The 25,282-nt window shown below is 67.6% G+C and carries 28 protein-coding genes and 1 tRNA gene; 15 read left to right on the top strand and 14 right to left on the bottom strand.

Going from position 1 to position 25,282, the window contains the following annotated elements:
* Positions 1 to 40 precede the first annotated feature (40 nt).
* From nadB to radC, 4 genes are all read right to left on the bottom strand, one after another.
* Positions 41 to 1,627 (bottom strand): L-aspartate oxidase, encoded by a 1,587-nt coding sequence (gene nadB, locus WT53_RS04155; protein ID WP_034208179.1) that lies wholly within the window; start codon positions 1,625 to 1,627, stop codon positions 41 to 43.
* A gap of 163 nt (positions 1,628 to 1,790) precedes the next feature.
* Positions 1,791 to 1,958 (bottom strand): 50S ribosomal protein L33, encoded by a 168-nt coding sequence (gene rpmG / locus WT53_RS04150; protein WP_006478046.1) that lies wholly within the window; start codon positions 1,956 to 1,958, stop codon positions 1,791 to 1,793.
* Positions 1,959 to 1,975: 17 nt separating this feature from the next.
* Positions 1,976 to 2,209 carry a 50S ribosomal protein L28 gene (gene rpmB, locus WT53_RS04145; protein WP_004186391.1) on the bottom strand — a complete coding sequence of 78 codons (234 nt, stop codon included), beginning with the start codon at positions 2,207 to 2,209 and terminating at the stop codon, positions 1,976 to 1,978.
* A gap of 237 nt (positions 2,210 to 2,446) precedes the next feature.
* Positions 2,447 to 3,220 (bottom strand): DNA repair protein RadC, encoded by a 774-nt coding sequence (radC, locus tag WT53_RS04140; RefSeq protein ID WP_034208177.1) that lies wholly within the window; start codon positions 3,218 to 3,220, stop codon positions 2,447 to 2,449.
* Positions 3,221 to 3,355: 135 nt separating this feature from the next.
* On the opposite strand from radC, the gene WT53_RS04135 reads away from it, so the two are divergent.
* From WT53_RS04135 to WT53_RS04100, 8 genes are all read left to right on the top strand, one after another.
* Entirely contained in the window at positions 3,356 to 3,811 is a 456-nt protein-coding gene (locus tag WT53_RS04135; RefSeq protein WP_034208176.1) for a peptidylprolyl isomerase, read from the top strand.
* Positions 3,812 to 3,813: 2 nt separating this feature from the next.
* Positions 3,814 to 4,794: a 4-hydroxy-3-methylbut-2-enyl diphosphate reductase gene (gene ispH, locus WT53_RS04130; RefSeq protein WP_034208175.1), complete on the top strand. Its 981-nt coding sequence runs from the start codon at positions 3,814 to 3,816 to the stop codon at positions 4,792 to 4,794.
* Between the two features lie 269 nt (positions 4,795 to 5,063).
* On the top strand, positions 5,064 to 5,708 hold the full coding sequence (locus tag WT53_RS04125) for a hypothetical protein (RefSeq protein WP_034208174.1): 645 nt from the start codon (positions 5,064 to 5,066) through the stop codon (positions 5,706 to 5,708).
* Between the two features lie 211 nt (positions 5,709 to 5,919).
* The gene (locus WT53_RS04120; protein WP_034208173.1) at positions 5,920 to 6,870 is read left to right on the top strand and encodes a branched-chain amino acid ABC transporter permease; all 951 of its coding nucleotides are present in this window, start codon (positions 5,920 to 5,922) and stop codon (positions 6,868 to 6,870) included.
* Between the two features lie 19 nt (positions 6,871 to 6,889).
* On the top strand, positions 6,890 to 8,059 hold the full coding sequence (locus WT53_RS04115; RefSeq protein WP_034208172.1) for an ABC transporter ATP-binding protein: 1,170 nt from the start codon (positions 6,890 to 6,892) through the stop codon (positions 8,057 to 8,059).
* Positions 8,060 to 8,082: 23 nt separating this feature from the next.
* Positions 8,083 to 8,859: an ABC transporter ATP-binding protein gene (locus tag WT53_RS04110; protein ID WP_034178806.1), complete on the top strand. Its 777-nt coding sequence runs from the start codon at positions 8,083 to 8,085 to the stop codon at positions 8,857 to 8,859.
* Positions 8,859 to 9,575: an ABC transporter ATP-binding protein gene (locus WT53_RS04105; RefSeq protein ID WP_006750046.1), complete on the top strand. Its 717-nt coding sequence runs from the start codon at positions 8,859 to 8,861 to the stop codon at positions 9,573 to 9,575. Before WT53_RS04110 ends, WT53_RS04105 begins: the two co-directional genes overlap by 1 nt.
* 292 nt (positions 9,576 to 9,867) lie before the next feature.
* Positions 9,868 to 10,539: a DUF2278 family protein gene (locus WT53_RS04100; RefSeq protein WP_034208171.1), complete on the top strand. Its 672-nt coding sequence runs from the start codon at positions 9,868 to 9,870 to the stop codon at positions 10,537 to 10,539.
* Between the two features lie 24 nt (positions 10,540 to 10,563).
* Here WT53_RS04100 and WT53_RS04095 read toward each other — a convergent pair whose 3' ends face one another.
* The 3 genes from WT53_RS04095 to WT53_RS04085 form a co-directional block, all read right to left on the bottom strand.
* Positions 10,564 to 11,019: a GNAT family acetyltransferase gene (locus WT53_RS04095; protein WP_034208170.1), complete on the bottom strand. Its 456-nt coding sequence runs from the start codon at positions 11,017 to 11,019 to the stop codon at positions 10,564 to 10,566.
* Between the two features lie 13 nt (positions 11,020 to 11,032).
* Positions 11,033 to 12,217 (bottom strand): acetylornithine transaminase, encoded by a 1,185-nt coding sequence (locus WT53_RS04090; RefSeq protein ID WP_034208169.1) that lies wholly within the window; start codon positions 12,215 to 12,217, stop codon positions 11,033 to 11,035.
* Between the two features lie 292 nt (positions 12,218 to 12,509).
* Positions 12,510 to 13,541, bottom strand: a complete 1,032-nt coding sequence (locus WT53_RS04085; RefSeq protein WP_034208168.1) for a CDP-6-deoxy-delta-3,4-glucoseen reductase — start codon at positions 13,539 to 13,541, stop codon at positions 12,510 to 12,512.
* A 107-nt stretch (positions 13,542 to 13,648) separates the two neighbouring features.
* Between WT53_RS04085 and WT53_RS04080 the strand changes: the two genes are divergently transcribed.
* On the top strand, positions 13,649 to 14,686 hold the full coding sequence (locus WT53_RS04080) for an NAD-dependent epimerase/dehydratase family protein (RefSeq protein WP_034208167.1): 1,038 nt from the start codon (positions 13,649 to 13,651) through the stop codon (positions 14,684 to 14,686).
* Here WT53_RS04080 and WT53_RS04075 read toward each other — a convergent pair.
* Together WT53_RS04075 and WT53_RS04070 are read right to left on the bottom strand one after the other, a co-directional pair.
* The gene (locus tag WT53_RS04075) at positions 14,669 to 14,857 is read right to left on the bottom strand and encodes a hypothetical protein (RefSeq protein ID WP_034208166.1); all 189 of its coding nucleotides are present in this window, start codon (positions 14,855 to 14,857) and stop codon (positions 14,669 to 14,671) included. The two genes, WT53_RS04080 and WT53_RS04075, sit on opposite strands and share 18 nt — an antisense overlap.
* A 105-nt stretch (positions 14,858 to 14,962) precedes the next feature.
* On the bottom strand, positions 14,963 to 15,679 hold the full coding sequence (locus WT53_RS04070) for a 16S rRNA pseudouridine(516) synthase (protein ID WP_034208165.1): 717 nt from the start codon (positions 15,677 to 15,679) through the stop codon (positions 14,963 to 14,965).
* A 114-nt stretch (positions 15,680 to 15,793) separates the two neighbouring features.
* On the opposite strand from WT53_RS04070, the gene copC reads away from it, so the two are divergent.
* The 4 genes from copC to WT53_RS04050 all read left to right on the top strand — a co-directional run bounded on the left by copC (position 15,794) and on the right by WT53_RS04050 (position 18,814).
* Positions 15,794 to 16,168, top strand: a complete 375-nt coding sequence (gene copC, locus WT53_RS04065) for a copper homeostasis periplasmic binding protein CopC (RefSeq protein WP_034208164.1) — start codon at positions 15,794 to 15,796, stop codon at positions 16,166 to 16,168.
* 64 nt (positions 16,169 to 16,232) lie between these two features.
* Complete coding sequence (locus tag WT53_RS04060) at positions 16,233 to 16,733, top strand: DinB family protein (RefSeq protein ID WP_034208163.1); 501 nt, start codon at positions 16,233 to 16,235, stop codon at positions 16,731 to 16,733.
* Positions 16,734 to 16,912: 179 nt separating this feature from the next.
* Entirely contained in the window at positions 16,913 to 17,686 is a 774-nt protein-coding gene (locus WT53_RS04055) for an SDR family oxidoreductase (protein WP_027785181.1), read from the top strand.
* A gap of 198 nt (positions 17,687 to 17,884) precedes the next feature.
* A complete protein-coding gene (locus tag WT53_RS04050) occupies positions 17,885 to 18,814 on the top strand; it encodes a LysR family transcriptional regulator (RefSeq protein ID WP_034208162.1) in 930 nt (309 codons plus the stop codon).
* A gap of 102 nt (positions 18,815 to 18,916) precedes the next feature.
* Here WT53_RS04050 and WT53_RS04045 read toward each other — a convergent pair whose 3' ends face one another.
* A complete protein-coding gene (locus WT53_RS04045) occupies positions 18,917 to 19,804 on the bottom strand; it encodes a LysR substrate-binding domain-containing protein (RefSeq protein ID WP_034208161.1) in 888 nt (295 codons plus the stop codon).
* Between the two features lie 112 nt (positions 19,805 to 19,916).
* Between WT53_RS04045 and WT53_RS04040 the strand changes: the two genes are divergently transcribed.
* On the top strand, positions 19,917 to 20,807 hold the full coding sequence (locus WT53_RS04040; protein WP_034208160.1) for an alpha/beta fold hydrolase: 891 nt from the start codon (positions 19,917 to 19,919) through the stop codon (positions 20,805 to 20,807).
* A gap of 30 nt (positions 20,808 to 20,837) precedes the next feature.
* Here WT53_RS04040 and WT53_RS04035 read toward each other — a convergent pair whose 3' ends face one another.
* Positions 20,838 to 21,737, bottom strand: coding sequence for an SDR family oxidoreductase (locus tag WT53_RS04035; RefSeq protein WP_034208159.1), 900 nt, complete (start codon positions 21,735 to 21,737; stop codon positions 20,838 to 20,840).
* A 44-nt stretch (positions 21,738 to 21,781) separates the two neighbouring features.
* Positions 21,782 to 22,519: an SDR family oxidoreductase gene (locus tag WT53_RS04030; protein ID WP_034208158.1), complete on the bottom strand. Its 738-nt coding sequence runs from the start codon at positions 22,517 to 22,519 to the stop codon at positions 21,782 to 21,784.
* 121 nt (positions 22,520 to 22,640) lie between these two features.
* Here WT53_RS04030 and WT53_RS04025 point away from each other — a divergent pair, with 121 nt between their 5' ends.
* Positions 22,641 to 23,543 carry a LysR family transcriptional regulator gene (locus WT53_RS04025; protein WP_034208157.1) on the top strand — a complete coding sequence of 301 codons (903 nt, stop codon included), beginning with the start codon at positions 22,641 to 22,643 and terminating at the stop codon, positions 23,541 to 23,543.
* A 348-nt stretch (positions 23,544 to 23,891) separates the two neighbouring features.
* On the opposite strand, the gene WT53_RS04020 is transcribed toward WT53_RS04025, so the two are convergent.
* Positions 23,892 to 23,976 (bottom strand) — tRNA-Leu (locus WT53_RS04020).
* 95 nt (positions 23,977 to 24,071) lie between these two features.
* Positions 24,072 to 25,229 (bottom strand): ABC transporter substrate-binding protein, encoded by a 1,158-nt coding sequence (locus WT53_RS04015; protein WP_034208156.1) that lies wholly within the window; start codon positions 25,227 to 25,229, stop codon positions 24,072 to 24,074.
* Positions 25,230 to 25,282: the final 53 nt, after the last annotated feature.

The following is a 25,282-nucleotide window of genomic DNA, read 5'->3' as shown; positions in this document are numbered from 1 at the left end:
AAGGGATCAAGCGGACGCAGCGGGGAGGGCGGGGCGCCGCTCAGCGGCGCACGCGCGGCGTGAGCACGCTCGGCAATGCCTTCGGCAGCGTATGCGGCCAGTCGCGGCTGTAGTGCAGCCCGCGGCTTTCGCGGCGCGAGTGCGCGCTCTTCACGATCAGCGTTGCCACGTCGACGAGGTTGCGCAGTTCGAGCAAATCGCGCGTCACGCGGAAATTCGCGTAGTACTCGTGGATCTCGTCGCGCAGCAGCGACAGCCGGTGCTTCGCGCGCTCGAGGCGCTTGTCGGTGCGCACGATGCCGACGTAGTTCCACATCAGGCGGCGCAGTTCGTCCCAGTTGTGTGCGACGACGACTTCCTCGTCCGCATCCGACACGCGGCTTTCGTCCCAAGCGGGCAGCGCGGTGGGCGCGTCGGCGTCGAAGCCGGCCGCCTCGATCGCCCCGGCCGCCGCGCGGCCGATCACGAGACATTCGAGCAGCGAGTTGCTCGCGAGCCGGTTCGCGCCGTGCAACCCCGTGTACGACGTTTCGCCGACCGCATACAGGCCGGCGAGATCGGTGCGGCCGGCGAGATCGGTGACGACGCCGCCGCACGTATAGTGTGCGGCCGGCACGACGGGAATCGGCTGTTTCGCGATGTCGATGCCGAATTCGAGGCAGCGCGCATGGATCGTCGGGAAATGTTCGCGCAGGAACGCTTCCGGCTGGTGGCTGATGTCGAGATACACGCAGTCGATCCCGCGCTTCTTGATCTCGAAGTCGATCGCGCGGGCGACGATGTCGCGCGGCGCGAGTTCGGCGCGCGGATCGTGCGCGGGCATGAAGCGCGTGCCGTCGGGCAGCTTCAGGAGGCCGCCTTCGCCGCGCACGGCTTCCGAAATCAGGAACGACTTCGCGTACGGATGGAACAGGCAGGTCGGGTGGAACTGGATGAATTCCATGTTCGACACGCGGCAGCCGGCACGCCACGCCATCGCGATGCCGTCGCCGGTCGCGGTGTCGGGATTCGTCGTGTACAGGTAGACCTTGCCGGCGCCGCCGGTGGCGAGCACCGTATGCGGCGCCTCGATCGTGATCGTCCGGTCGTTGTCGACGTCGAGCGCATACAGGCCGTGACAGCGGCGGCCGGGCAGGCCGAGCCGGTCCGACGTGATCAGGTCGATCGCATGGTAGTTTTCGAAAAACGTGATGTTCGGATGCTGGCGCGCGCGCGCCGACAGCGTCGCCAGCACCGCATGGCCGGTCGCATCGGCCGCATGGATGATCCGGCGGTGGCTGTGGCCACCTTCGCGCGTCAGGTGAAAGCCGAGTTCGGCCGCGTCGTCCTTCGTGAACGGCACGCCTTGCGAGATCAGCCATTCGATCGCTTCGCGGCCGTGCTCGACGATGTAGCGCGTCGCGCCTTCGTCGCACAAGCCGCCACCGGCGACCAGCGTGTCGTCGACGTGGTTCTCGATGCTGTCCGCCGAGTCGAGGACCGCCGCGATGCCGCCCTGCGCGTTATCGCTCGCCCCCTCCATCATCGAACGTTTCGCGATCAGCGCGACACGCCGCGTGCTGGCCAGGTTGAGTGCGACCGACAGCCCTGCCAGGCCGCTGCCGACGATCGCCACGTCGAATTTCATGCTGCATCTCCATCGTTACGCTTTTGATCTTGTGCGTTCCGGCGGCCGCGGCCGCGGAAAGGGGAGAGCATACCGCGTCGGGAGCCCGAGCGTGCGCGCCAAAACAAAAAGCCCCGCAGGTGCGGGGCTTTTCGGTCGCCGTCAGGCTGGCAGAAACCGGAGATTACTTGATCTTGGTTTCTTTGTATTCCACATGCTTGCGGACGACGGGATCGAACTTCTTGATCGCCATCTTTTCCGGCATGTTGCGCTTGTTCTTCGTGGTCGTGTAGAAGTGACCCGTACCAGCGGTCGACTCGAGCTTGATCTTGTCGCGGGCGCCTTTTGCCATGATTGTGCTCCTTGGGCTTAGGCTTCGCCGCGTGCGCGCAGGTCAGCGAGCACGGAATCGATGCCGTTCTTGTCGATCAGGCGCAGGCCGGCGTTCGAGACGCGCAGGCGCACCCAGCGGTTTTCGCTCTCTACCCAGAACCGGCGGTTTTGCAGGTTCGGCAGGAAGCGACGCTTCGTCTTGTTGTTGGCGTGGGAAACGTTGTTGCCGCTCATCGGCGCTTTCCCAGTTACTTGGCATACGCGTGCCATGAGAGCACTCCTAATACGCTAAATTCGGGGTTCGATCGCCGGTGAAGGTTCCATCGCACCGCCACGTGATCCATGGCTGCACTCAGAACGCCGTAGCCCTTACAGACAAGGCCCTTCGATGGCTAGAACTGGTTGGAAAAAAGACAGACGGCGATTCTAGCAGAAAAAGCTCAGAAAAATCAAACCTAATTTCGCTTCGCCGTTGCGGCGCCTCGGGACGGGCCGCCGCGCCACAGTCTACAGCCAACCGGCCCGCGCGAACGAAAAAGTATCGCTGACGCCGACGACGATGTGATCGAGCAGCCGCACGTCGACGAGCTCGAGCGCGTCTTTCAGCACGCGGGTCAGGCGGCGGTCTTCCGCGCTCGGCTGCACCGCGCCCGACGGATGGTTGTGCGCGACGATCAGCGCCGCGGCGTTCCGTTTCATCGCGCGGCGCACGATCTCGCGCGGATAGACGGCCATGCGCGTGAGCGAGCCGCGCGCGATTTCCTCCATGTCGATCAGGCAGTTGCGCGCGTCGAGATAGACCGCCATGAATACTTCGTACTGGCGCGTGCCGATCTTCAGTCGCAGACAATCCTCGACGGCGCCGGGCGAGTCGATCTGCATCCGTTCTTCCGCTTTCTCCACCAGCATGCGCCGCGCGATCTCGGTGACCGCGACGAGCCGCGCGGAGCGTGCGGGGCCGATGCCGGGGTGCGCCTCGAAATCGTCGGTGGTCGCTTCGAGCAGCCCGTGCAACGTGCCGAACTGCTCGACCAGCCTGCGGGCGGTGACGAATACGTCGTGACCGGGCTTGCCGGTGCCGAGCAGCAGCGCGATCAGCTCGTCGTCGGTCAGCGCGGCCGGCCCGCGTTCCACCAGCCGTTCGCGCGGCCGCTCGGGCCGCCAGTCGCCCAGGCGGCGCCTGCGGCGGTTGATCGGGATGACGCGGCCGGGCGGATCGGCCGGCGCGTCGGCGGTGTCACGGCATTCGGCCGACGGCGCGATGAGGCGGGGTGACGGCATGATCGGAACTCCATTGGCGGCGGGCGGCGGGTGCAACGTCGTCGCACTTTCCGCCTTGCACGCTCAGGTGACTTACAATATTGGTTTTGCGCCGGGCCATTCGGCCGTATCGGGCGCCGACTGAACGAGTAATTCATGAGCCTCATCGATTTATCCGAAGTGAAGCCCGGTTCCCACGTCACGTTGCATTACCGGCTGGCACTGGCCGACGGCGCCGACATCGTCAACACCTTCTCGGACAAGCCGGCCACGCTGTTGCTGGGCGCGGGGCAACTGGCGCCGTCGCTGGAACAGATTCTGCTCGGGCTCCGGGTCGGCGACCACTCGACTTTTCAGCTAGCCCCCGATCAGGGGTTCGGTCCCCGCAATCCCGACATGCTCCAGCGCGTGACGCTGTCGACGCTGCGCGAGAACGGAATGGTCGGCGACGATTTCACGCCGGGCGAACTCATCGAGTTCAATGCACCGGATGGCGGTCGCTACGCGGGGGTGCTGAAGGAGGTCGGCGAGACCTCGGCGCTGTTCGACTTCAATCATCCGCTCGCGGGCCAGGCGCTCACGTTCGAAGTGAAAATCATCGGAATCCTGTAATCATGAGTACCACCGATACGCTGTCCGGACAGACCGTCGCCGCCGACGCCGAAATCCTGCTGGCCCAGCCGCGCGGCTTCTGCGCGGGCGTCGACCGCGCGATCGAGATCGTCGAGCGCGCCATCGCGATGCACGGCGCGCCGATCTACGTGCGTCACGAAATCGTCCACAACAAGTACGTGGTCGAGGATCTGAAGAAGAAGGGCGCGATCTTCGTCGAGGAACTCGAGGAAGTGCCGGCCGGCAACACCGTGATCTTCAGTGCGCACGGCGTGTCGAAAGCCGTGCGCGACGAGGCCGACGTGCGCGGGTTGCGCATTTACGACGCCACCTGCCCGCTCGTCACGAAGGTGCACGTCGAGGTCGCGAAGATGCGCCAGGACGGCGTCGACATCGTCATGATCGGGCACAAGGGCCATCCCGAAGTCGAAGGCACGATGGGCCAGGTCGAGCGCGGCATGCACCTCGTCGAAAGCGTCGAGGACGTGCACAAGCTCGAGCTCGCCGATCCCGAGCGCATCGCGCTCGTCACGCAGACGACGCTGTCCGTCGACGACGCGGCCGAGATCATCGGCGCGCTGAAGGCGAAGTACCCGAAGATCCGCGAACCGAAGAAGCAGGACATCTGCTACGCGACGCAGAACCGCCAGGACGCGGTGAAGTTCATGGCGCCGCAATGCGACGTCGTGATCGTGGTCGGCAGCCCGAACAGTTCGAACTCGAGCCGGCTGCGTGAAGTGGCGGAAAAGCGCGGCGTGGCCGCGTACATGGTCGATGCACCCGACCAGATCGATCCGGCATGGGTCGCCGGCAAGCGCCGCATCGGCGTGACGGCCGGCGCGTCGGCACCCGAGGTGCTCGCCCAGGCCGTGATCGCACGGCTGCGCGAACTCGGCGTGCGCAACGTCCGCGCACTCGACGGCATCGAGGAAAACGTGTCGTTTCCGCTGCCGCGCGGGTTGAACCTGCCGCCCGCCGCCTGATTGCCGCATCGCACCCGCGGAACACCGAAGCGCGCCTCCCGGCGCGCTTTTTTTCGTGCGTCGAAATTGCGATCGCAACCATGATTCCCGATCTTGGTGCAACCCGGTTGCTCCCGGTGTGTTCAATCGTGTCTCAAAATTGGTTGCAATGCAGGAAAACCCCATCGAATCAGGAATATTGGCGTCCTATAAATGGAGTTACAATGCGCCCGTTTTCAAGCCGGAATGGCTTTGAAATCGGGTTTTGGCAAGGCGCGGGAGACCATTCAATGCATGTGAAGTTGGCTTACGCCGTGTCCGTCGCCGCACCGGTTGCAATCCTTGCCGGCTGCAGCAAAAAGAGCGACGACGGGGCGGGCAGGGAGGCTGCGGGGTTCGCGGCACCATCGGCCAGCGGCGGGCGCGTCGCCGGAAGCGGACGGGGAGCGCCATCGGCGCGCCGTCTCGCGCAACTAGGCACGGACACGGAATACGGGGCACGTTTGACGATCGATGAAATCCACGCGCCTGGCCCGACGAGCGGGCCGGCAGCGGGCATGCAGGCTGTGTCGCGGCAAGCGGCCGGTCGACGGATGCCGGGCGATCGCGGCGTTGCCGGCAGCGTGCCGAGGCCACTGTCCCCCCTTCGATTCGATTCGACGAAACGGCGTGCCGCCGCGACCGCCCGTGTCGGGGCGCGCAGCCTGCTTCGTACGATGGATTCCGATGCAGTCCTGACGGAAGTCGGGCGCGATTGCCGCAACGCCTTGCCGGGCGACGCGGCGCGGAATCCGCTCCGTCCGGGCGCGATGCTTGCGTGGCATCGGACGGGCCAAGGCACGGAGGCCGGGCAACCGGACGACGGCCGTCTCGGCATGCTGCCCCACGACTTCAAGGAGGCCACGAACACCGTCCTCGATGTCGTGACGATTTAGCGACGGGACTCATGACGGCACCGAAACAGTGCGGTGCCGTTTTTGTATCCGCTCCGGCGGCAGGCCCGGCCGTACAGGCCGGGCGGCGCGCGCCGGGACGATCCACCCTTACCGGTATCGACTAGTACCCGCAGTGTCGCCGAGAAGGCGCGAATCCTCGCTTACCCGCGGGGCGCAACGTCCTCCGGCAGCATGGGCCAAGGAGCTTTAAATGGATATTTTCGTCCAGCAGGTTCTCAACGGGCTGGTGCTCGGCAGTGTGTACGCCATCATCGCGTTGGGATACACGATGGTGTACGGCATTCTCGGCATCATCAACTTCGCGCACGGCGACGTGCTGATGATCGGCGCGATGGTCGCGCTGTCGGCCATCACCGTGCTGCAGAACCACTTTCCCGGACTCGGCAACGTCGCGACGCTGACGATCGGCCTGGGCATCGCCGCGGTCGTCTGTGCGTTCGTCGGCTTCACGATCGAGCGCGTCGCGTACCGGCCGCTGCGCCGCGCGCCGCGTCTCGCGCCGCTGATCACCGCGATCGGCGTGTCGATCCTGCTGCAGACGGCCGCGATGATCATCTGGTCGCGCAACCCGCTGCCGTTCCCGCAATTGCTGCCGACCGACCCGATCAACGTGATCAAGGCGACCGACACGACGCCCGGCGCCGTGATCTCGGTCACTGAAATCGTGATCATCGCCGTCGCGTTCATCGTGATGGGCGGCCTGCTGCTGCTCGTGCACAAGACCAAGCTCGGCCGCGCGATGCGCGCGATCGCCGAAAGCCCGAACACCGCGAGCCTGATGGGCGTGAACCCGAACTTCGTGATCTCGGCAACCTTCATGATCGGCTCCGCGCTCGCCGCACTGGCCGGCGTGATGATCGCGTCCGAATACGGCAACGTGCACTTCTACATGGGCTTCATCCCCGGCATGAAAGCGTTCACCGCGGCCGTGCTCGGCGGGATCGGCAACCTCGGCGGCGCAATGGTCGGCGGCGTGCTGCTCGGCCTGATCGAGCAACTCGGGGCCGGCTACATCGGCAACCTCACGGGCGGCGTATTCGGCAGCAACTACCAGGACGTGTTCGCCTTCATCGTGCTGATCGTCGTGCTGGTGTTCCGTCCGTCGGGCCTGCTGGGCGAACGGGTCGCGGATCGCGCGTAACGGAAGGGGAGCAAACAACATGACATCCATTCAACCGATCGAATCGTCGACGTCGCTCGTCGAAGAGCGCAACACCGCCAAGACCGTCGTCATCGGCCTTCTCACCGCGGTCCTCGTGATCGCCGCGCCGATCGTGATCGGCTCGGCAGGCGGCAACTACTGGGTCCGCGTGCTCGACTTCGCGATGCTGTACGTGATGCTCGCGCTGGGCCTGAACGTGGTGGTCGGCTTCGCCGGCCTGCTCGACCTCGGCTACATCGCGTTCTACGCGGTGGGCGCGTACACGGCGGCACTGCTGAGCTCACCGCACCTGACCTCGCAATTCGAGTGGATCGCGGCGCTCGCGCCGAACGGCCTGCACGTGCCGTTCCTGATCATCGTGCCGATCGCGATGGCGCTCGCGGCGACCTTCGGGATCCTGCTCGGCGCGCCGACGCTGCGCCTGCGCGGCGACTATCTGGCAATCGTGACGCTCGGCTTCGGTGAAATCGTCCGGATCTTCATGAACAACCTCGACCGTCCGGTGAACATCACCAACGGCCCGAAGGGGATCACGGGCATCGACCCGGTGCACGTCGGCGGCTTCAACCTGTCGCAGACGCATACGCTGTTCGGCTTCCAGCTGCCGTCGGTCTACATGTACTACTACCTGTTCGTGCTCTGCTCGCTGCTGGTGATCTGGGTGTGTACGCGTCTGCAGCACTCGCGTATCGGTCGTGCGTGGGCCGCGATCCGCGAAGACGAGATCGCGGCGAAGGCGATGGGCATCAACACCCGTAACGTGAAGCTGCTCGCGTTCGCGATGGGCGCGTCGTTCGGCGGCCTGTCGGGCTCGATGTTCGGCGCGTTCCAGGGCTTCGTGTCACCCGAGTCGTTCACGTTCTGGGAATCGATCGTCGTGCTCGCCTGCGTGGTGCTCGGCGGCATGGGCCATATCCCGGGCGTGATCCTGGGTGCGGTGCTGCTCGCGATCTTCCCGGAATTCCTGCGCTCGACGATGAGCCCGCTGCAGCATGCGCTGTTCGGTCACGACGTCGTCGATACCGAAGTGATCCGTCAGGCGCTGTACGGCCTCGCGATGGTGATCATCATGCTGTACCGCTCGGAAGGCCTGTGGCCCGCGCCGAAGCATGAGGACAAGATCGCGAAACTGGCGAAGCGCAACGGCAAGAAGCCGGTGCGCGCTTAACCGACGGACAAGGGGATACACACATGAGCGACAAGCAAATCCGACTGTCCGTGCAGGGCGTGAACAAGCGTTTCGGCGGCCTGCAGGCGCTGTCCGACGTCGGCCTGCAGATCAAGGAAGGCGAGATCTACGGCCTGATCGGCCCGAACGGCGCCGGCAAGACGACGTTCTTCAACGTGATCACGGGCCTCTACACGCCGGACTCCGGCGACTTCAAGCTGGACGGCCAGAACTACACGCCGACGGCCGTGCACCAGGTGGCCAAGGCCGGCATCGCGCGCACGTTCCAGAACATCCGCCTGTTCGGCGGGATGACGGCGCTCGAGAACGTGATGGTGGGTCGCCACGTGCGCACCAAGCACGGGCTGCTCGGCGCGGTGTTCCAGACGCCGGCCGAACGCCAGGAAGAGCGCGAGATCAAGGAACGCGCGATCGAGCTGCTCGAATACGTCGGCGTGCTGCAGTACGCCGACTACACGTCGCGCAACCTGTCGTACGGTCACCAGCGTCGTCTGGAAATCGCACGGGCCCTCGCGACCGATCCGAAGCTGCTCGCGCTCGACGAGCCGGCCGCCGGGATGAACGCGACCGAGAAGGTCGAACTCACGCGCCTGCTCGACAAGATCCGCTCGGACGGCCGCACGATCCTGCTGATCGAGCACGACGTGAAGCTCGTGATGGGGCTGTGCAACCGGATGACGGTGCTCGATTACGGCAAGGTGATCGCCGAGGGTCTGCCGCAGGACGTGCAGAAGAATCCGAAGGTGATTGAGGCATATCTCGGCGCAGGGGTGCACTGATGGCAGCGGCAATGTTGAAAATCAAGGGCTTGCAGGTCAACTACGGCGGCATTCAGGCCGTCAAGGGCGTCGACATGGAAGTCCGTCAGGGCGAGCTCGTGACGCTGATCGGCGCGAACGGCGCCGGCAAGACCACGACGATGAAGGCGATCACCGGCCTGAAGCCGTACTCGGCGGGCGACATCGAGTACGACGGCAAGTCGATCAAGGGCGTACCGTCGCACGAACTGCTCAAGCGCGGCCTCGCGATGGTGCCGGAAGGCCGCGGGATCTTCGCGCGGATGTCGATCATCGAGAACATGCAGATGGGCGCGTACCTGCGCAACGACAACGAGCAGATCAAGAAGGACGTCGACCGGATGTTCGGCTTCTTCCCGCGCCTGAAGGAACGGGCGACGCAGCTCGCGGGCACGCTGTCGGGCGGCGAGCAGCAGATGCTGGCGATGTCGCGCGCGATTCTCTCCAAGCCGAAGCTGCTGCTGCTCGACGAGCCGTCGATGGGCCTGTCGCCGATCATGGTCGAGAAGATCTTCGAAGTGGTGCGCGAGATCTCGAAGGAAGGCATCACGGTGCTGCTGGTCGAGCAGAATGCACGCCTCGCGCTGCAGGCGGCCGACCGCGGCTACGTGATGGATTCGGGCACGGTCACGATGGAAGGCGACGCGAAGCAGATGCTCGACGATCCGAAGGTGCGGGCCGCGTATCTCGGTGAATGAATGAGCGGGCCCGGTGCGGCGGCGGATGCTGGCGCGTCGCGCAAGGGCTGTCGAAAGGCTGTCACGGGATGCCGTGACGGCCTTTTTTTTCGTCCGGCGTGTCCGGCGGCGAACTGTGCATCGCGGATGCGACTCCATTCATCGGGTAGCGAGGCCGGCGACGCGGTGCGGGACACGGCAGCGTGTCGGTTTGCCGGCAGCCGTCCGCGACCGGCCGTCCGCAACCGGCCGTCCGCAAACCGACACGCGGGTGGCGTAGCATGGTCGATCCATCGCGATACGGAGAGCACGCATGAGTCTGGACTACGGTTTCGTGAAGGCGAAGGTGACGTCGGTGGCGCAGCTGAAGGGCTCGCCGCACGGCAGCGAGATCCAGTATCACATCCACCTGACGCTCGCGTTGCCGAGCGGCGACTGGGATGTCGCGATCAACGTCGGCACCAACGATGCGGACGACCTGCTGAACTACAAGCTCGTCTACGATTTCCATCATCCGATCACGGCGACGCTGGCGGCCGCAGCCGAAGGATATACGGACCTCACCGGGCACACCGCGCTACCTGCGCTCGACTATCTGCGCAGCGATATCCTGAACGAGACGGGGGCATGGCGCGCGAGCGCCGTGATGGACGGCACCGAGCACGCGGAGCCGATTCCGTCGCTGCTGCGGCTCGTCAATGCCGCCCAGTCGCAAGGGCTCGACGTGGTCGTGTTCGGCCGCACGTATGCGCAAGGCAACGGCATCCACGACACGCACATGAACCAGGGCTCGACAGGTTCGAACTACCTGCACCGTGCGGGCGACGACCGCAACGACCACAACGACGTGTGGCAGGACGGCGCGCTGATCGTGCGCGTGAGCGACACGCAGTGGGCCGCGTATTTCGCGGCGTTCGAGCAGCAGGCCGTGCCGACCGACGCGCTCGGCAATCCGCTGCCGGGCGCGGGGCCGATCACGCGCTGAGCCGTTGCGCGGCCGGCGGCCGCGTTACGCGGCAGGCAGCGTCTTGCCGAACGAGATGCGCTCCTCGACGCGATAGCCGAGCGCCGCGTAGAAGCGGCATGCATCGTCGTTGCCGGGCAGCACCTGCAGGTTGATCTTCAGGCAGCCGCGCGCGGCGAGCGCGCGTTCCGCATGCGCGATCAGCGCGCGGCCGACGCCGAGCCGGCGTACGTCGTTCGCGACGCCGAACGAATAGAGCCAGCCGCGATGTCCGTCGAACCCGGCCATCAGCGTGCCGACGACGCGCGCCCCGCTGGTCGCGACGAAGAACAGCTCCGGCTGCGTCGCGAGCTTCAGCTCGATCGATCGCAGCGGATCGCGGTGCGGCGGCGCACCGGCTTCGTCGTACTGCGGGAACGCGTCGCGCCATACCGCGAGGACGGCATCGGTGTCGGCGCGTTCGAACGGGCGGATCACGACGGCATCGGCGGCGGCATCCATCGCGGCGGTCTCCTTACAGCGTGTCGAGGATCGACCGCAGCATCGCCATCATCCGGTCGATTTCTTCGGTCGTCACGTTCAGCGCGGGCATGAAGCGCAGCAGGTTCGGCCGCGCGGCATTCAGCAGCAGGCCGTCGGGCTGCATGTCGCGCGCCTTCTCGACGATCTGCGGGCCGATGTCCTTGCCGAGCAGCAGCGCGCGCAGCAGCCCTTCGCCGCGTTCGCCCTCGAAGCCGCGCTCCTCCGACAGCTCGAGCAGCTTGCGCTTCAGGTATTCGCCGCGCTCGCGCACGCCTTCGAGGAAGCCGGGCGCGACGAGCTGCGAGATGACCGAATGACCGACCGCCGTCATCAGCGGGTTGCCGTTGTACGTGCCGCCCTGGTCGCCGGCCTCGAACACCGCGACATCGGCCTTCGACAGCAGCGCCGCGAGCGGCACGCCGCTGCCGATGCCCTTGCCGAGCGTCATGACGTCTGGCTCGATATCGGCGAGTTCGTACGCGAACAGCGTGCCCGCGCGACCGCAGCCGCTCTGCACTTCGTCGACGATCAGCAGCAGGTTGTGCTGTTTCGTCAGCGCGCGCAGCTCGCGCATGAATTCGCGCGTGGCCGGAATCACGCCGCCTTCGCCCTGGATCGGTTCGAGCATCACCGCGACGGTCTTGTCGGTGATCAGCTTCTCGACCGAGTTGATGTTGTTCAGTTCGGCTTTCGGGAAGCCCGGCACCTGCGGCGCGTAGATCGTGTCCCAGCCCGGCTTGCCGCTGGCCGACATCGTCGCGAGCGTACGGCCGTGGAAGCTGTGATCGAACGTGATGATCTCGTACGCGCCGTTCCTGAACTTGCGGCCCCACTTGCGCGCGAGCTTGATCGCGCCTTCGTTCGCTTCCGCGCCGCTGTTCGTGAAGAACACCTTGTCGAACACGCTGTGCTGCGTGAGGAGGCCCGCGAGCTTCGCCATCGGCTCGTTGTAGAACGCCGGCGACGGGTTCAGCAGCTTGTCGGCCTGCGTTTTCAGTGCTTCGACGACACCGTCGTTGCAGTGGCCGAGGCTGTTGACGGCCCAGCCCTGGATGAAGTCCAGATAGCGCTTGCCCGTGTGATCGTAGAGCCACGAACCCTTGCCGTGCGTAAACACGATGTCGGGGCGGTTCGTGATGTACATCAGCGAGTCGATCGGATAATCGTTCAGGGGCATGGCGGCAGACTCCAGCGGGCGTTGAAAGGAAACGGGCAATAAAAAAGCCACGGAAGGCCGTGGCTGGTGGGTCGAACAGCTTGTGCGTAACCGGTGAAGCGGAGGACGGTTACGCGCGAGTCCGTGACGAGCCGGCGGCATCCGGGCGGAGCGGCGAGCGGCGACGTCGGAGAGCGGACAGGAAGCGGTTCATGTGCGCAAGCATAAGGCATCCCGCGTCCCACTGTAAACCGCCGCGATGCCACGAATGTGACACGGGCGGCGCGCAGCGGGGCGAGGGCGCGCCCGGCGCTCAGACCGGATGCGCGAGATCGGCGGCGCTCGTGAACGAGTCCGCGTAGAACTCGTCGGCCGGCAGCGCGTGGTGCTGCGTGAAGTCGCGCTGCGCGGATTCGACCATCACCGGCGCGCCGCACGCGTACACCTGGTGGCCCGACAGATCGGGCAGGTCCTCGATCACCGCGCGATGGACGAAGCCCGTGCGGCCCGTCCACTGGTCGGCATCGTCCGGCTCGGAGAGCACCGGCACGTACTTGAAGTTCGGGATGTCGCGCGCCCACTGCTCGGCGAGTTCGGCGAGGTAGATGTCCTTCTTGCGGCGCGCGCCCCAGTAGAGCGTCATCGGGCGCGTGATGCCCGCGTGCTTCACGTGCTCGATGATCGCCTTGATCGGCGCGAAGCCGGTGCCCGACGCGAGCAGCACGATCGGCTTGTCGGAATCCTCGCGCAGGAAGAACGTGCCGAGCGGGCCTTCGAAGCGCAGGATGTCGCGCTCCTTCATCGCACCGAACACGTGGTCGGTGAACTTGCCGCCCGGCATGTGGCGGATGTGCAGCTCGATCGGGCCTTCCTCGTGCGGCGCGTTCGCCATCGAGTAGCTGCGGCGCGAGCCGTCCTTCAGGATGAATTCGACGTACTGGCCCGCGAGGTACTGCAGGCGTTCGTTGGCCGGCAACTGCAGCTTCACGACCATCACGTCGTCCGCCTTGCGTTCGAGCGCGGCGATCCGGCACGGCAGCTTCTTGACCTGCACGCCGTCGACGCCGGCGATCTCGCGCACGTCGATCTCGAGATCGCATTGCGCCTTCGAGCAGCACAGCAGCGCGAGGCCGCGCGTGCGTTCGTCGTTGGACAGCGCCGACGCGGCATGCGGGCCCTGTTCGATCTGGCCCGACACGATCTGGCCCTTGCAGGAGCCGCACGCGCCGTTCTTGCAGCCGTACGGCAGATGGACGTTCTGGCGCAGCGCGGCCGCCAGCACGGTTTCGTCCGACTCGACCTGGAACTGCCGGCCGCTTTGCTTGAGAGTGACGTTGAATGCCATAGAACCAAACTAGAACAAAATGGGGGGACCGTGCGTGTCGCGCACGGCAGCTACAATGCAAAACCGTTGCGCGTCGCGCAACGGCGGCTACTGATTTCGCAACCAACATGATCGCGACACGAATCCTGCGCCGGCCGCGCGTACTGATCGTCGGCTGCGGCGACGTCGGCATGCGCTGCGTCGCGCAATGGCGTGACGCGCGCCGCAATCTGCGCATCTTCGCGCTGACGAGCCACCCGGCCCGCCGCGACGAACTGCGCGCCGTGGGCGCGACGCCGATCGTCGGCGATCTCGATCGCCCGGCGACGCTCGGCCGCCTCGCGGGCCTCGCCCGCACGATCCTGCATCTCGCGCCGCCGCAATCCGACGGCCGCGACGACCGGCGCACGCGTGCGCTGATCGCCGCAACGTCCATGCCCGCGCGTCGGCCGGCGGCGCCGCCGGCACCGGCGGCCGGCCGGCTCCGAACGCTGCGCAGCGCGGCGCGACAGGCCGGCGCGCCCGTTCGGGCAGCGCGTATTGTACCCGACGGTCTTCGCGCGCCGAGGCTCGTCTACGCCAGTACGACGGGCGTCTACGGCGATTGCGGCGGCGCGCGCATCGACGAAACGCAACCCCTGCGCCCCGCGAACCCGCGCGCGTTCCGGCGCGTGTCGGCCGAGCGGCAACTGCGCGCGGCGACGGTGCGCGGCGCGTTGTCGGCGCGCATCGTGCGCATTCCCGGCATCTATGCGGCGAACCGCCTGCCGCTCGCGCGGCTCGAGCGCGGCACGCCGGCGCTCGAGCCGGCCGACGACGTGTACACGAACCACATCCACGCGGACGATCTCGCGGCGATCCTGCGCCGTGCGGCCGAGCGCGGCAAGCCGGCGCGCGTCGTGCACGCGTCGGACGACACCGAACTGCGGATGGGGGAGTATTTCGACCGGGTCGCGCAGGCGCTCGGCCTGCCGAGGCCGCCGCGCGTCAGCCGCGCGGACGCGGAGCGCCTGCTCGAGCCGACGCTGCTGTCGTTCATGCGCGAGTCGCGGCGCCTGTCCAACGCACGGCTCAAGGCCGAATTGTGCGTGACGTTGCGCTATCCGACCGTAGACGATTTCCTTCAAACGCTCGCGCCGGGCAGCGCGTCAGGTGAGCGCCGGTAACGCCTCGATCAGCAGGAAGCACAGCAGCGCACCGATCAGCGCGCCGATCAGGTTCGGATGATATTTGTGCTTCAGATGCATCGTGGCCAGCAGGCCGCCGATCGCGATGACGCCGACGACCGCGAACGCGATCATCACCGACGACAGTTCGAAAGAATGGTTGATGTTCATGATGTCCCCCCTGCATCGCTGCTCTTGCAGCTTGTGATTTCAGTATAGCGGGGGAACCTGCGGCGCAGGGGCGGCCGGATGCCGAACGGTCGTGCGGATTTTCCCTTACAGGGTTTCGACGGGATTGCGCAGCGCGGCAAGGTCGGCTTCGTCGAGCCACCGCCATGCGCCGGGGGCGAGATCGTCCGGCAGCGCGAAGCCGCCGATGCTTTCGCGATGCAGCGACTCGACGCGGTTGCTCGCCGCCGCAACCATCCGCTTGACCTGGTGGTACTTGCCTTCGAGCACGGTCAGCGCGAGCGCGTGCGTGTCGCGGGCGGCGGCGGCGACGGCCGCGATCGGCTTCGGCTCGCCATGCAATTGCACGCCGGTGCGCAGTGCCTGCAGTTGCGTGTCGTCGAGCGGGTGGCGTACGGTCGCGACGTAGGTCTTCGGCACCTTGCGCTTCGGCGACGTGTACGCGTGCACGAACTGGCCGTCGTCGGACAGCAGCAGCAGGCCGGTCGTGTCCTGGTCGAGCCGGCCGACGCACTGCACGCCGCGTGCGACGAGCGGCGCGGGCAACAGGCTGAACACGCTCGCATGGTGCTGCGGATCGCGCGAACACTCGTAGCCGGCCGGCTTGTTGAGCGCGAGATACGCGCGCGCATGGAACGGCCATGCCGTATCGTCGACCGAGAACACGAGGCCGTCGGTATCGAAGGTGGCGTCCGGGTCGGTCGCGGCCGCGCCGGCGACGGCGACGCGGCCTGCTTCGATCAGGCCGCGGCACTGGCGGCGCGAGCCGAAGCCCTGGGTGTAGAGAATGCTTTCGAGATCCATAGCGCGCGCATTCTATCAAGCGCCGGCGCAGGGCCGGCATGGACGCGCATGCGCTGGTAAGCTGCCGGAACGCTGCGCGGCGCGCGGCGCCCGTTCATTCTTCACGGAAAGCCCATGCCTTTCGATTCGTTCCCGTTCGGCCGCCATGCTGCCGCCGTCATCGTCGCCGCGACCGTTTCGTCGACCGCGTTCGCGCATGCGCATCTCGCGAAGAGCGATCCGCCGGCGGGCGCCGCGCTGGCAGCCGCACCGGCGGCCGTCACGATCGACTTCACCGAGCCGCTGGAGCCGGCGTTCAGTTCGATCGTCGTCGTCGACGGCGACGGCAAGACGGTGTCGAACGGCCGCGCGCGCATCGACGCGTCCAACCGCAAGCGGATGACGGTGCCGCTCGTGGCGCTCGGCGCGGGCGCGTACACGGTGAAGTGGGTGGCCGTCGCGACCGACGGGCATCGCACGCAGGGCGCGTACGGCTTCGGCGTGAAGTGACGCAACGGCGGCGGCAAGCCCGTGCCAGGATTGCCGCCGCCTTTATCCGACAGGAGTCTCCGGCATGAATCCGACGACGCTCGACGCACTCGCCGATTTCCCCCGCCAGCTCGAAGCGCATTTCGCGGCCGTCCCCGACGGCTATGCGCGCTGGACACCCGACGACTGGGCCGGCATTCCGAGCGAGCATTTCTCGCCGCTCGGGCAGCTCTGCCACGTGCGCGACATCGAGATCGACGGTTATCACGTGCGGCTGCGCCGCATGCTCGACGAAGACCGGCCGGTGCTCGTCTCGATCGACGGCAACGCGCTCGCGATCGAGCGGCGCTACAACGACGCGTATGCGTCCGACGTGCTCGCGGCGATTCGCGACGCGCGGCGCGAGACGCTGGAGTTGCTGTCGCGCCTCACGCCCGAACAGTTCGGGCGTACCGGCGAGTTCGAGGGCTACGGTGCGCTGACCGTGCGTGGGCTCGTCCACTACCTGTGCAGCCACGATCAGCAGCATCTGGCCGGCATGCAGTGGTTGCTCGGCAAGATCGACGCGGCGCTGTACGCACGCTGATCCGGCCGGCGGCCGTGCCATCGACCGCGCAATCCGGCGCTCTTGTCGGTGCGGCAGGCCGCCTTGGATTGCTTCGATTGGATCGATTGTCTGGATAATCCATCCAGCCGCGGCCGGCTGACCGGCGGCTCGCGCATGCCTACACTCCTAGCTTCGTTCACCGAAAAAAGGAGTCAACCGTGGCAACTCATACGCTCGCAGACAAGGTCGTCCTGATCGCAGGCGGCGCAAAGAATCTCGGCGGCCTGATCGCCCGGGACCTGGCTGGCCACGGCGCGAAGGCGGTGGCGATTCACTACAACAGCGCGGCATCGCAGGCGCAGGCCGAGGAGACGGCCGCCGCGGTGCGCGCGGCCGGCGCGCAAGCCGCGACGTTCCAGGCGGACCTGACGACCGCTGCCGCGGTCGAGAAGCTGTTCGACGACGCGAAGCAGCGCTTCGGCAAGATCGACATCGCGATCAACACGGTCGGCAAGGTGCTGAAGAAGCCGTTCACCGAGATCAGCGAGGCCGAGTACGACGAGATGTTCGCGGTCAACAGCAAGTCGGCGTTCTTCTTCATCAAGGAAGCCGGGCGGCACCTCGAGGATCACGGCAAGCTCGTCACGCTCGTGACGTCGCTGCTCGGCGCGTTCACGCCGTTCTACGCGGCGTACGAAGGGTCGAAGGCGCCGGTCGAGCACTTCACGCGCGCGGCGTCGAAGGAATACGGCGCGCGCGGCATCTCGGTGACGGCCGTCGGGCCGGGCCCGATGGACACGCCGTTCTTCTATCCGGCCGAAGGCGCCGATGCGGTCGCGTACCACAAGACGGCCGCCGCGCTGTCGCCGTTCAGCAAGACGGGGCTGACCGACATCGAGGACGTCGTGCCGTTCATCCGCCATCTCGTGACCGACGGCTGGTGGATCACGGGCCAGACGATCCTGATCAACGGCGGCTATACGACCAAGTAACCGGGCCGCTCACGGGCAGCTCACGGGCCGCGCCGGCGGCCGTTGCGGCCGCGCGGCGCACCGCAATGGCGCGTTTGCGTGGACAATGGACGGGCGCGCGGTCACGAGGCCGCGCGCCCGTTTTTCCTGTGTCGTCGAAGCCGGCCGCGATGCGCGGCAGCCGGCGGCCGCGACCGTTCGAACCCGGGTTTCCCACCGATGGACAAGCTGGATCAGGTCAGGATCTTCCTGCAGGTTGCCGAGATGGGCAGCTTCATCAAGGCCGCGCATGCGCTCGACGTGCCGCGCGCGACCGTGTCGGCGGCCGTCCAGCAGCTCGAGACGGCGCTCGGCACGCGCCTGTTGCATCGCACGACGCGCCAGGTGCAGCTGACCGCCGACGGCGCGCTGCTGCTCGAACGCGGCCGGCGCCTGCTCGCGGAAGCCGACGAACTCGACCGCCTGTTTCGGCGCCGCGACCGCGACGTGGTCGGGCGGCTGAACGTCGACGTGCCGAGCCGGATCGCGCGCCGCGTCGTGGCGCCCGCGCTGCCGTCGCTGTTTCGCCGCCACCCGAAGCTGCAACTGTCCCTCGGCTCGACGGACCGCACGATCGACCTCGTGCAGGAGGGGGTCGATTGCGCGATCCGCGTCGGGCGGCTCGCGGACAGCAGCCTCGTCGTGCGACCGCTCGGGCAGTTCGCGCTGATCAACTGCGCGAGCCCCGACTACCTGCGCGAATGCGGCGTGCCCGAGCATCCGGATGCGCTCGCGCACGGGCACTGGGCGATCGGCTATGCGTCGCCGACGACGGGGCGCGAGCTCGGCTGGGAATACTGCGCGGACGGGCAGCGGCATGCGCTGACGCTGCCGAGCCGCGTGATCGTCAACAACGCCGAAACCTATATCGCCAGCTGCATCGCGGGAATGGGGCTGATCCAGATTCCGCGCTTCGACGTCGAGCATCTGCTGGCCAGCGGCGCACTCGTCGACGTGATGCCCGGCCACCGCGCCGAGCCGATGGACGTGGCGGCCGTGTATCCGCACCGCCGGCATCGCTCGAGGCGGCTCAACGCGTTCATCGAGTGGTTCGGCGAGTTGATGGCCGATGCGTTGAACGACGCGGGCGCGAGCGGCAGCGGCGACTGAAGGCGGCGTCGTGCCGGTATCCACGGGCCGTTCCGCCGTTCGCCGGCTCGCGACGCCGCCCGAGGCGCGCTGCGGCACGGGCGGCGACCGCGCCGCGCATGCTCAAGCGGCGAACTGCCGGGTGCGCCCGGTGGCCCGTACCGCGTCGATCAGCGCGGCGCCGACGCCCGCGGGTTTCGACGCGAATGCGTAAAAGCGTGCGGCCGGCAGCGCCGGCAGGCCGTCGTGCGGCCCGCACTCGCGCAGGCCGTCGCGCAACTGGCTGCGCGCGAGCGCCGTGACCGCGAAACCGGCGAGCGCGGCCGACATGCAGCCGGCCATGCTCCCGCTTTCGAACAGCACGCGAAACGGCCGCAGCGCCGCGGCGAGCGCGGACACCGCGGCTTGCCGATACACGCACGGCTCCGGAAACAGCGCGAGCGGCACGCCTTCGTCGGTGTCGAGCGCCGTATCGGCCGCGAATGCCCACACGAGCGGCTCCTCCCACAGCAGTTCGCCGGGCGTGTCGACCTGTCGGCACTGCTTGCCGAACACGACGTCGAGCCGGCCCAGCGATTGCTCCCGCAACAGCGACGCGGTGATGCCGACCTTCAGTTCGATCGAGGTGCGCGGATGGCTGTCGCGGAACGTGCGCAGCACCTGCGGCAGCCACGTGCCCGCGAAATCCTCCGACGCGCCGACCCGCAGCGGCCCGTGCGCCGGCGCGCCGCGCAGCCGCGCGCGCACTTCGCGCTCCATGTCGACGATGTTGCGCGCGTACGCGTACAGCGTGTCGCCGGCCGGCGTCAGCGCGATACGGCGCGTCGTGCGCGCGAGCAGCACGGTGCCGGCCGCCTGTTCCAGCCGCTTGATGTGGCCGCTGACGGCGGACGGCGTCAGCGCGAGGCGCTCGGCGGCCGGCGCGAACCCGCGACTGTCGACCACTTCGAGAAAAGTGCGCAGCAGCGCGATGTCGAGCGCGGTCGATGCGGGGTCGGTCAGCGGTTCCATGGATCGATTCAACGCAATATTTGAAGAGTAATTCATGATACTCCGCGAATCGTGATGAAAGGCCGGCCTACCATCGTACGTTCGTGCCGACCTTGACCTGATGGAGGACCCGATGACGACCTATGCGCATGCGACGACCGCGTCGCTCGACATTGCCTATCTCGAATGGAACCCGCGCGGCGAACGCGTCGCCGTGCTGCTGCATGGCTGGCCGGACAGTCCGGTCGGCTGGGAAGCGGTGGCAGCGGCACTCGCCGCACGCGGCTACCGCGTGTTCGCGCCCGCATTGCGCGGTTTTGCGCCGACGCGCTTTCGCGATGCGTCCGTGCCGCGCAGCGGCCAGCTCGCGGCGCTCGGGCGCGACCTGCTCGAATTCGTCGACGCGCTCGGTATCGCGCGGCCCGTGCTGGTCGGGCACGACTGGGGCGCCCGCGCGGCCGCGAACGCCTGCGGGCTGCGCGGCGGGGCCGCATCGCATCTCGTGATGCTGTCGGTCGGGTACGGCACCAACGATCCCGCTCAGTCGCTGTCGCTGCAGCAGGCGCGCAACTACTGGTACCACTGGTTCATGGCGACGCCGCGCGGCGAGCAGGCGCTGCGCGACGACCGCCGTGCGTTCGCGCGCCTGATGTGGGATACGTGGTCGCCGCCGGGCTGGTATCGCGACGGCGATTTCGACGCGGCGGCCGTCGCGTTCGACGGACCCGACTGGATCGACGTCGTGCTGCATTCGTACCGGCAGCGCTGGGGCTTCGCGCCGGGCACGCCGGCCTATGCGGACGACGACGCGCGGCTGAACCCGGCGCCCGTGCTGGCGGTGCCGACGCTCGTGCTGCATGGCGGCGCGGACACCTGCAATCATCCGGACAGCTCGGCCCGGCGCGAGCGGTTCTTCGCCGGGCGTTACGAGCGGCAGGTGCTCGATGGCGTCGGGCACTTCCCGCAGCGCGAATCCGCGGCGGCGGTCGCGGACGCGATTCTCGGGTTCTGCGAGCGGGGGTGACCCGCGCCGGCCGGCCCGGCGCGGGAAGGGTCAACCGTGCACGCGCGGCGCGAGCAGGTCGGCGAGCCCGATGTTTCTGAACATCTCGCGACGGATGCGATCGCCGACGCGGAACACTTCCTCGGCGCCGTCCTGCGACGGGTCGACGAACACGCGGTAAGGGCGCTTGCCGGCCGGCGCCGCGACGAGCGCGGCAATCGCCGTGGCGACGGCGCCTGCATCGGCGTTAGCCGGCTCGAGCGCGGCGAGGCCCTGCAATGCCTGATCGGCGACGCCCGCGTACGGTCCGCTGTCGTAGGCGGCCTGCACGACGGTATCGGCCGGCTTGCCCGCATGGAGGAAGTGATTCGTGCCCCGGGTGAACGCACCCGGCACGACGATCGACGTTTCGATGCCCCAGCGCGCGAGTTCGGCCGCGTAGGACACCGCGAGCGAGTCCATCGCGGCTTTCGCGGCGAAGTAGGGCGCGAGGAACGGCGGGGTGCCGCCGCGCGCCGACGAGGACGACACCCAGACGAGCAGGCCGCGGCCTTGGCGGCGCAGGTGCGGCAGCGCCGCGCGGTTCACGCGCTGGGTCGACACGACGTTGACGTCGTAAAGCTGCGCGAGCTGTTCGGGCGTGAACGCTTCGGCCGGCCCGAACACCATGTGGCCGGCGTTGTGGACGACGACGTCCAGACGGCCGTCGTCGGCGATCACGCGATCGATTGCGGCGTCGACCGACGCATCGTCGCCGACGTCGAGCTCGAGGCTGCGCAGGTCGACGCCGTGTTCTTGCGCATAGGCGGTGACGGCGGCGACGCGCGGCGCGTTGCGCCCGGTGCTCTCGCGCATCGATGCGTAGACCGTGTGACCGGCGCGGGCGAGCGCCTGGGCCGTCAGCAGGCCGAAGCCGCTGGACGCGCCGGTGACGAGGATGACTTCCTTCATGAGCGATCTCCTGGCGGAAAGACGAGTGGGTAGCGGGCGGTCCGTCAGCACATGCCGCCGTTGGCGCGCAGGATCTGGCCGTTGATCCACGCGCCGTCCGGGCCGGCGAGGAACGCGACGACGCGCGCGATGTCGTCGGGCTGGCCGAGCCGCTCGAGCGGGTTCAGCTTCGCGAGCCGATCGACGAGTTCGGCGCTCTTGCCCTGCAGGAACAACTCGGTCGCGACCGGTCCCGGCGCGACGGCGTTCACGCGGACGCCGCGCCCGCGCATTTCCTGCGCGAGCACCTGCGTGAGGCTTTCGACCGCCGCCTTGCTTGCGACGTACACGCCGTAAGTCGGCATGCGCATGCCGATCACGCTGGTCGATAGGTTGATGATGCGTCCGCCGTCACGCACCCGTTTCGCCGCTTCGCGGCATACGTTGAACGTGCCTTTCACGTTGATGGCGATCGTTTCGTCGAACAGCGCGTCGTCGCAGTCGGCGATCGCGGCCAGCTTCATCACGCCCGCCGAATTGACCACCACGTCGATGCCGCCGAATGCGTCGCGGGCGGCGTCGAACAGCGCGGCCACGGCCGCGGGGTCGGCGACGTTCGCCTGCACCGCGACGGCACGGCCGCCGTCGGCGACGATCGCATCGACCACGTCGCGGGCCGGGCCGGCGCTGCCGGCATAGTTGACGACGACCCGGAAACCGTCCCGGGCGAGCTGACGGGCGATTTCCGCGCCGATGCCGCGCGACGAACCCGTGACGAGGGCGACCTGTTCCGATGTGCTCATGTCCTGCTCCTTGGTGAAGGGATGAATGCCGTTCGATCCGGCGACAGGACTACTGTAGGCTTCCTCGATCAATAAAAATAATGAATAATGATCAGTCAATGAATGACTAAAAGTATGTCTCATGGGGTTCGACAGCAGGCTGCTCAGCGGTATCGGAGTGCTCTCCGCGGTGATCGAGGCCGGCACCTTCGCGCGCGCGGGCGAGGCGATGGGGCTGACTCAACCGGCGGTGAGCCGCGCCGTCGCCCGGCTGGAACAGCGCGTCGGCATCCGGATCTTCAACCGGACGGCGCGCGCGATCACGCTGACCGACGAAGGGCGGCGCTTTTACGAGGCGGTCGCGCCGCTGCTGGCCGGCATCGAGGAGGCGGCGCTCGACGCCGGCCAGTCGAAGGCGCGCGTGAGGGGGCGGCTGCGCGTGAACGTGGACGGCACGTTCGGTCACTACGTGCTCGCGCCGCGGATGGCGGAATTTCTCGATCGCTTTCCCGACCTGTCCGTCGAGATCAGCGTGCGCGACCGGATGGGCGACCTCGTCGCCGACGGCTTCGACGTGGCCGTGCGCTTCGGCATCCCGGAGCCGTCGTCATATCGTGCGCGCCTGCTGGTCGAGACGCGCGTGCTGACCTGCGCGTCGGCGGCCTATGTCGCGCGTCATGGCGAACCGCGGCACCCGCGGGATCTCGCGGACGGTCACCGGTGCGTGCTGATCCGCAATCCGGTGACGGGGCGGCCGTACGAATGGGAATTTCATCGCGGCAAGGAAGTCGTGCCGGTCGACGCCGCCGGCAGGCTGACGGTCAACGATACGGGCGGGCTGCTCGGCGCGTGCCTGGGCGGCGTCGGCATTGCGCAACTGCTGGAACTCTATGCGCGGGACGTCCTGGCCGACGGTCGGTTGGTGCAGTTGTTGCCCGAGTGGGCGGACGAGACTTTCCCGCTTTACGCGTATCACCACGCGTCGAATCTCGTGTCGGCGAAGGTGAGGGTGTTTCTCGACTTCGTCCGCGAGCTGATGGCCTGAGTCAAGTGGCTGCACGACGAAGGCTGCCGTCAGGTCATTCGGTGCGATGGGGAAGGGTGTCCGGGAATGGATACGGCGCATGCGGCCCGGGCCAGTCGGGTACGGGCGGCGCGCTTAGTATGTCGCAACCGCCGAGCGCGAGCGCCAGCACGGTGGCGAGCACGGCGCGGCAGACCCGGCATGAAATCCTGCGCATGGACATGGGCGGCCTCCGTGGTCGGCATCTCCCCGATGCTTGGACTGCCGGGCGGGACGTCCGTCGCGGCGATGCGGCGCAAAAACAAAAAACCGCGAAGCGGCGAGCTTGCGCGGGTTTCGAGCGTTGCAGCGGATGACGCTGCGGAAGACTGGTGCCCAGGGCCGGAATCGAACCGGCACGCCTTGCGGCGGGGGATTTTGAGTCCCCTGCGTCTACCAATTTCACCACCTGGGCGTGATTCTGGCCGCGCATGCGGTGGTGCGCGGCGAAACGCGGATTATGGCGGAAATCCGGACGGCGGGCAAGCTACCCGGCATCCGGCGTACGAGTCACTGGCTCAGATAGACGAAGCGACCCTGTTTCACGATCCCCATCACGCTCGCTCGCTGGTCGAGCCCCACGTGATCCTTGTCGCTCGTGTTGACGACGCCGTTCGGCACGACGAGCTCGTGCGCGCGTTCGAGTTCGCGCCGCAGCGCCGCGCGGAACGCGGGCGTGCCGGGCTGCGCGGCCTTCAGCGCGCGGCCGACCGCGTCGGCGAGGCGCGGATAGACGCCCGCCGCATCGCCCGCGAACTGCGTGACGGTGCCGGCGCCGTATTTCGTTTCATACGCGTCGACGAATGCCAACGCGGCCTTGCGCGCCGGATGGTCGGCAGGCAGCGTGCGTGCGACGACCACCGGCTGGGTCGGGAACAGCGTGCCGTCGACGTCCTTGCCGCCGAGCTTGATGAATTCCGGCGTCGCGATCCCGTGGGTCTGGTAGATCGCGCCCTTGTAGCCGCGCTCTATCAGCGTGCGCTGCGGCAGCACGGCCGGCGTGCCTGAGCCCGCGATCAGGATCGCATCGGGTTTCGCCGCGATCAGCTTCAGCGCCTGGCCGGTGACGCTCGCGTCGGTGCGATTGAAGCGCTCGGTCGCGACCACGCGGATCTTGCGCAGGTCCGCGAAGCGCGTGAATTCGTTGAGCCAGCTGTCGCCGTAGCTGTCCGCGAAGCCGATGAAGCCGACCGTCTTCACGCCGTGGTTGGCCATGTAGCGCGTCATCACGTCGGCCATCGCGCGGTCGCTCTGCGCCATCTTGAACGCCCAGGTCCGCGCGCCTTCCTGCGGCTCGACGATCGCGCCCGAGCCGACCAGCGTGATCATCGCCGTCTGCGCGGCCGCCACCGCGTCGAGCGCCGCGAGCGCGGCCGGCGTGATGTTCGGCCCGACCACGACGTCGACGTGATCCTCGTCGACCAGCTTGCGAATGTTGCGCACGGCGGTGCCCGGATCGGACGCGTCGTCGAGCACCGTCACCTGCACCGGCTGCCCGGCGATCGTCTTCGGCCACATCAGGATCGCGTTCTTGCTCGTGATGCCGATCGCGGCGGCCGGGCCGGTCGACGACAGATCGACGCCGATCTTCAGGTCGGCATGCGCGACCGCGCAGGCGAACACGAGGGCGGCGCCGGCGGCGCGGCGCAACAGGGCGGGAAGCGTCATGCGGGAATCTCCATGTCCGTCGGGCAACGAAAAGGGGCGCAATGTGCGCCCCC

It is taken from the genome of Burkholderia sp. MSMB2157WGS (assembly GCF_001532755.1).
Lineage (GTDB): Bacteria > Pseudomonadota > Gammaproteobacteria > Burkholderiales > Burkholderiaceae > Burkholderia.
This window is presented reverse-complemented; position numbering and strand designations above follow the sequence as displayed.

Excerpts from the sequence above, each read along its gene's own strand:
- WT53_RS04120 (WP_034208173.1), top strand. The coding sequence starts at position 5,920 with ATGGATATTTTCGTCCAGCAGGTTCTCAACGGGCTGGTGCTCGGCAGT.
- WT53_RS04045 (WP_034208161.1), bottom strand. The coding sequence starts at position 19,804 with ATGGAACCGCTGACCGACCCCGCATCGACCGCGCTCGACATCGCGCTG.
- WT53_RS04135 (WP_034208176.1), top strand. The coding sequence starts at position 3,356 with ATGAGCCTCATCGATTTATCCGAAGTGAAGCCCGGTTCCCACGTCACG.
- copC (WP_034208164.1), top strand. The coding sequence starts at position 15,794 with ATGCCTTTCGATTCGTTCCCGTTCGGCCGCCATGCTGCCGCCGTCATC.
- WT53_RS04115 (WP_034208172.1), top strand. The coding sequence starts at position 6,890 with ATGACATCCATTCAACCGATCGAATCGTCGACGTCGCTCGTCGAAGAG.
- WT53_RS04105 (WP_006750046.1), top strand. The coding sequence starts at position 8,859 with ATGGCAGCGGCAATGTTGAAAATCAAGGGCTTGCAGGTCAACTACGGC.
- WT53_RS04015 (WP_034208156.1), bottom strand. The coding sequence starts at position 25,229 with ATGACGCTTCCCGCCCTGTTGCGCCGCGCCGCCGGCGCCGCCCTCGTG.
- WT53_RS04040 (WP_034208160.1), top strand. The coding sequence starts at position 19,917 with ATGACGACCTATGCGCATGCGACGACCGCGTCGCTCGACATTGCCTAT.
- WT53_RS04070 (WP_034208165.1), bottom strand. The coding sequence starts at position 15,679 with ATGGATCTCGAAAGCATTCTCTACACCCAGGGCTTCGGCTCGCGCCGC.
- WT53_RS04125 (WP_034208174.1), top strand. The coding sequence starts at position 5,064 with ATGCATGTGAAGTTGGCTTACGCCGTGTCCGTCGCCGCACCGGTTGCA.
- rpmB (WP_004186391.1), bottom strand. The coding sequence starts at position 2,209 with ATGGCACGCGTATGCCAAGTAACTGGGAAAGCGCCGATGAGCGGCAAC.
- nadB (WP_034208179.1), bottom strand. The coding sequence starts at position 1,627 with ATGAAATTCGACGTGGCGATCGTCGGCAGCGGCCTGGCAGGGCTGTCG.
- ispH (WP_034208175.1), top strand. The coding sequence starts at position 3,814 with ATGAGTACCACCGATACGCTGTCCGGACAGACCGTCGCCGCCGACGCC.
- WT53_RS04035 (WP_034208159.1), bottom strand. The coding sequence starts at position 21,737 with ATGAAGGAAGTCATCCTCGTCACCGGCGCGTCCAGCGGCTTCGGCCTG.
- WT53_RS04025 (WP_034208157.1), top strand. The coding sequence starts at position 22,641 with ATGGGGTTCGACAGCAGGCTGCTCAGCGGTATCGGAGTGCTCTCCGCG.
- WT53_RS04080 (WP_034208167.1), top strand. The coding sequence starts at position 13,649 with ATGATCGCGACACGAATCCTGCGCCGGCCGCGCGTACTGATCGTCGGC.
- WT53_RS04050 (WP_034208162.1), top strand. The coding sequence starts at position 17,885 with ATGGACAAGCTGGATCAGGTCAGGATCTTCCTGCAGGTTGCCGAGATG.
- WT53_RS04030 (WP_034208158.1), bottom strand. The coding sequence starts at position 22,519 with ATGAGCACATCGGAACAGGTCGCCCTCGTCACGGGTTCGTCGCGCGGC.
- WT53_RS04110 (WP_034178806.1), top strand. The coding sequence starts at position 8,083 with ATGAGCGACAAGCAAATCCGACTGTCCGTGCAGGGCGTGAACAAGCGT.
- WT53_RS04085 (WP_034208168.1), bottom strand. The coding sequence starts at position 13,541 with ATGGCATTCAACGTCACTCTCAAGCAAAGCGGCCGGCAGTTCCAGGTC.
- WT53_RS04075 (WP_034208166.1), bottom strand. The coding sequence starts at position 14,857 with ATGAACATCAACCATTCTTTCGAACTGTCGTCGGTGATGATCGCGTTC.
- WT53_RS04100 (WP_034208171.1), top strand. The coding sequence starts at position 9,868 with ATGAGTCTGGACTACGGTTTCGTGAAGGCGAAGGTGACGTCGGTGGCG.
- rpmG (WP_006478046.1), bottom strand. The coding sequence starts at position 1,958 with ATGGCAAAAGGCGCCCGCGACAAGATCAAGCTCGAGTCGACCGCTGGT.
- WT53_RS04060 (WP_034208163.1), top strand. The coding sequence starts at position 16,233 with ATGAATCCGACGACGCTCGACGCACTCGCCGATTTCCCCCGCCAGCTC.
- WT53_RS04090 (WP_034208169.1), bottom strand. The coding sequence starts at position 12,217 with ATGCCCCTGAACGATTATCCGATCGACTCGCTGATGTACATCACGAAC.
- WT53_RS04095 (WP_034208170.1), bottom strand. The coding sequence starts at position 11,019 with ATGGATGCCGCCGCCGATGCCGTCGTGATCCGCCCGTTCGAACGCGCC.
- radC (WP_034208177.1), bottom strand. The coding sequence starts at position 3,220 with ATGCCGTCACCCCGCCTCATCGCGCCGTCGGCCGAATGCCGTGACACC.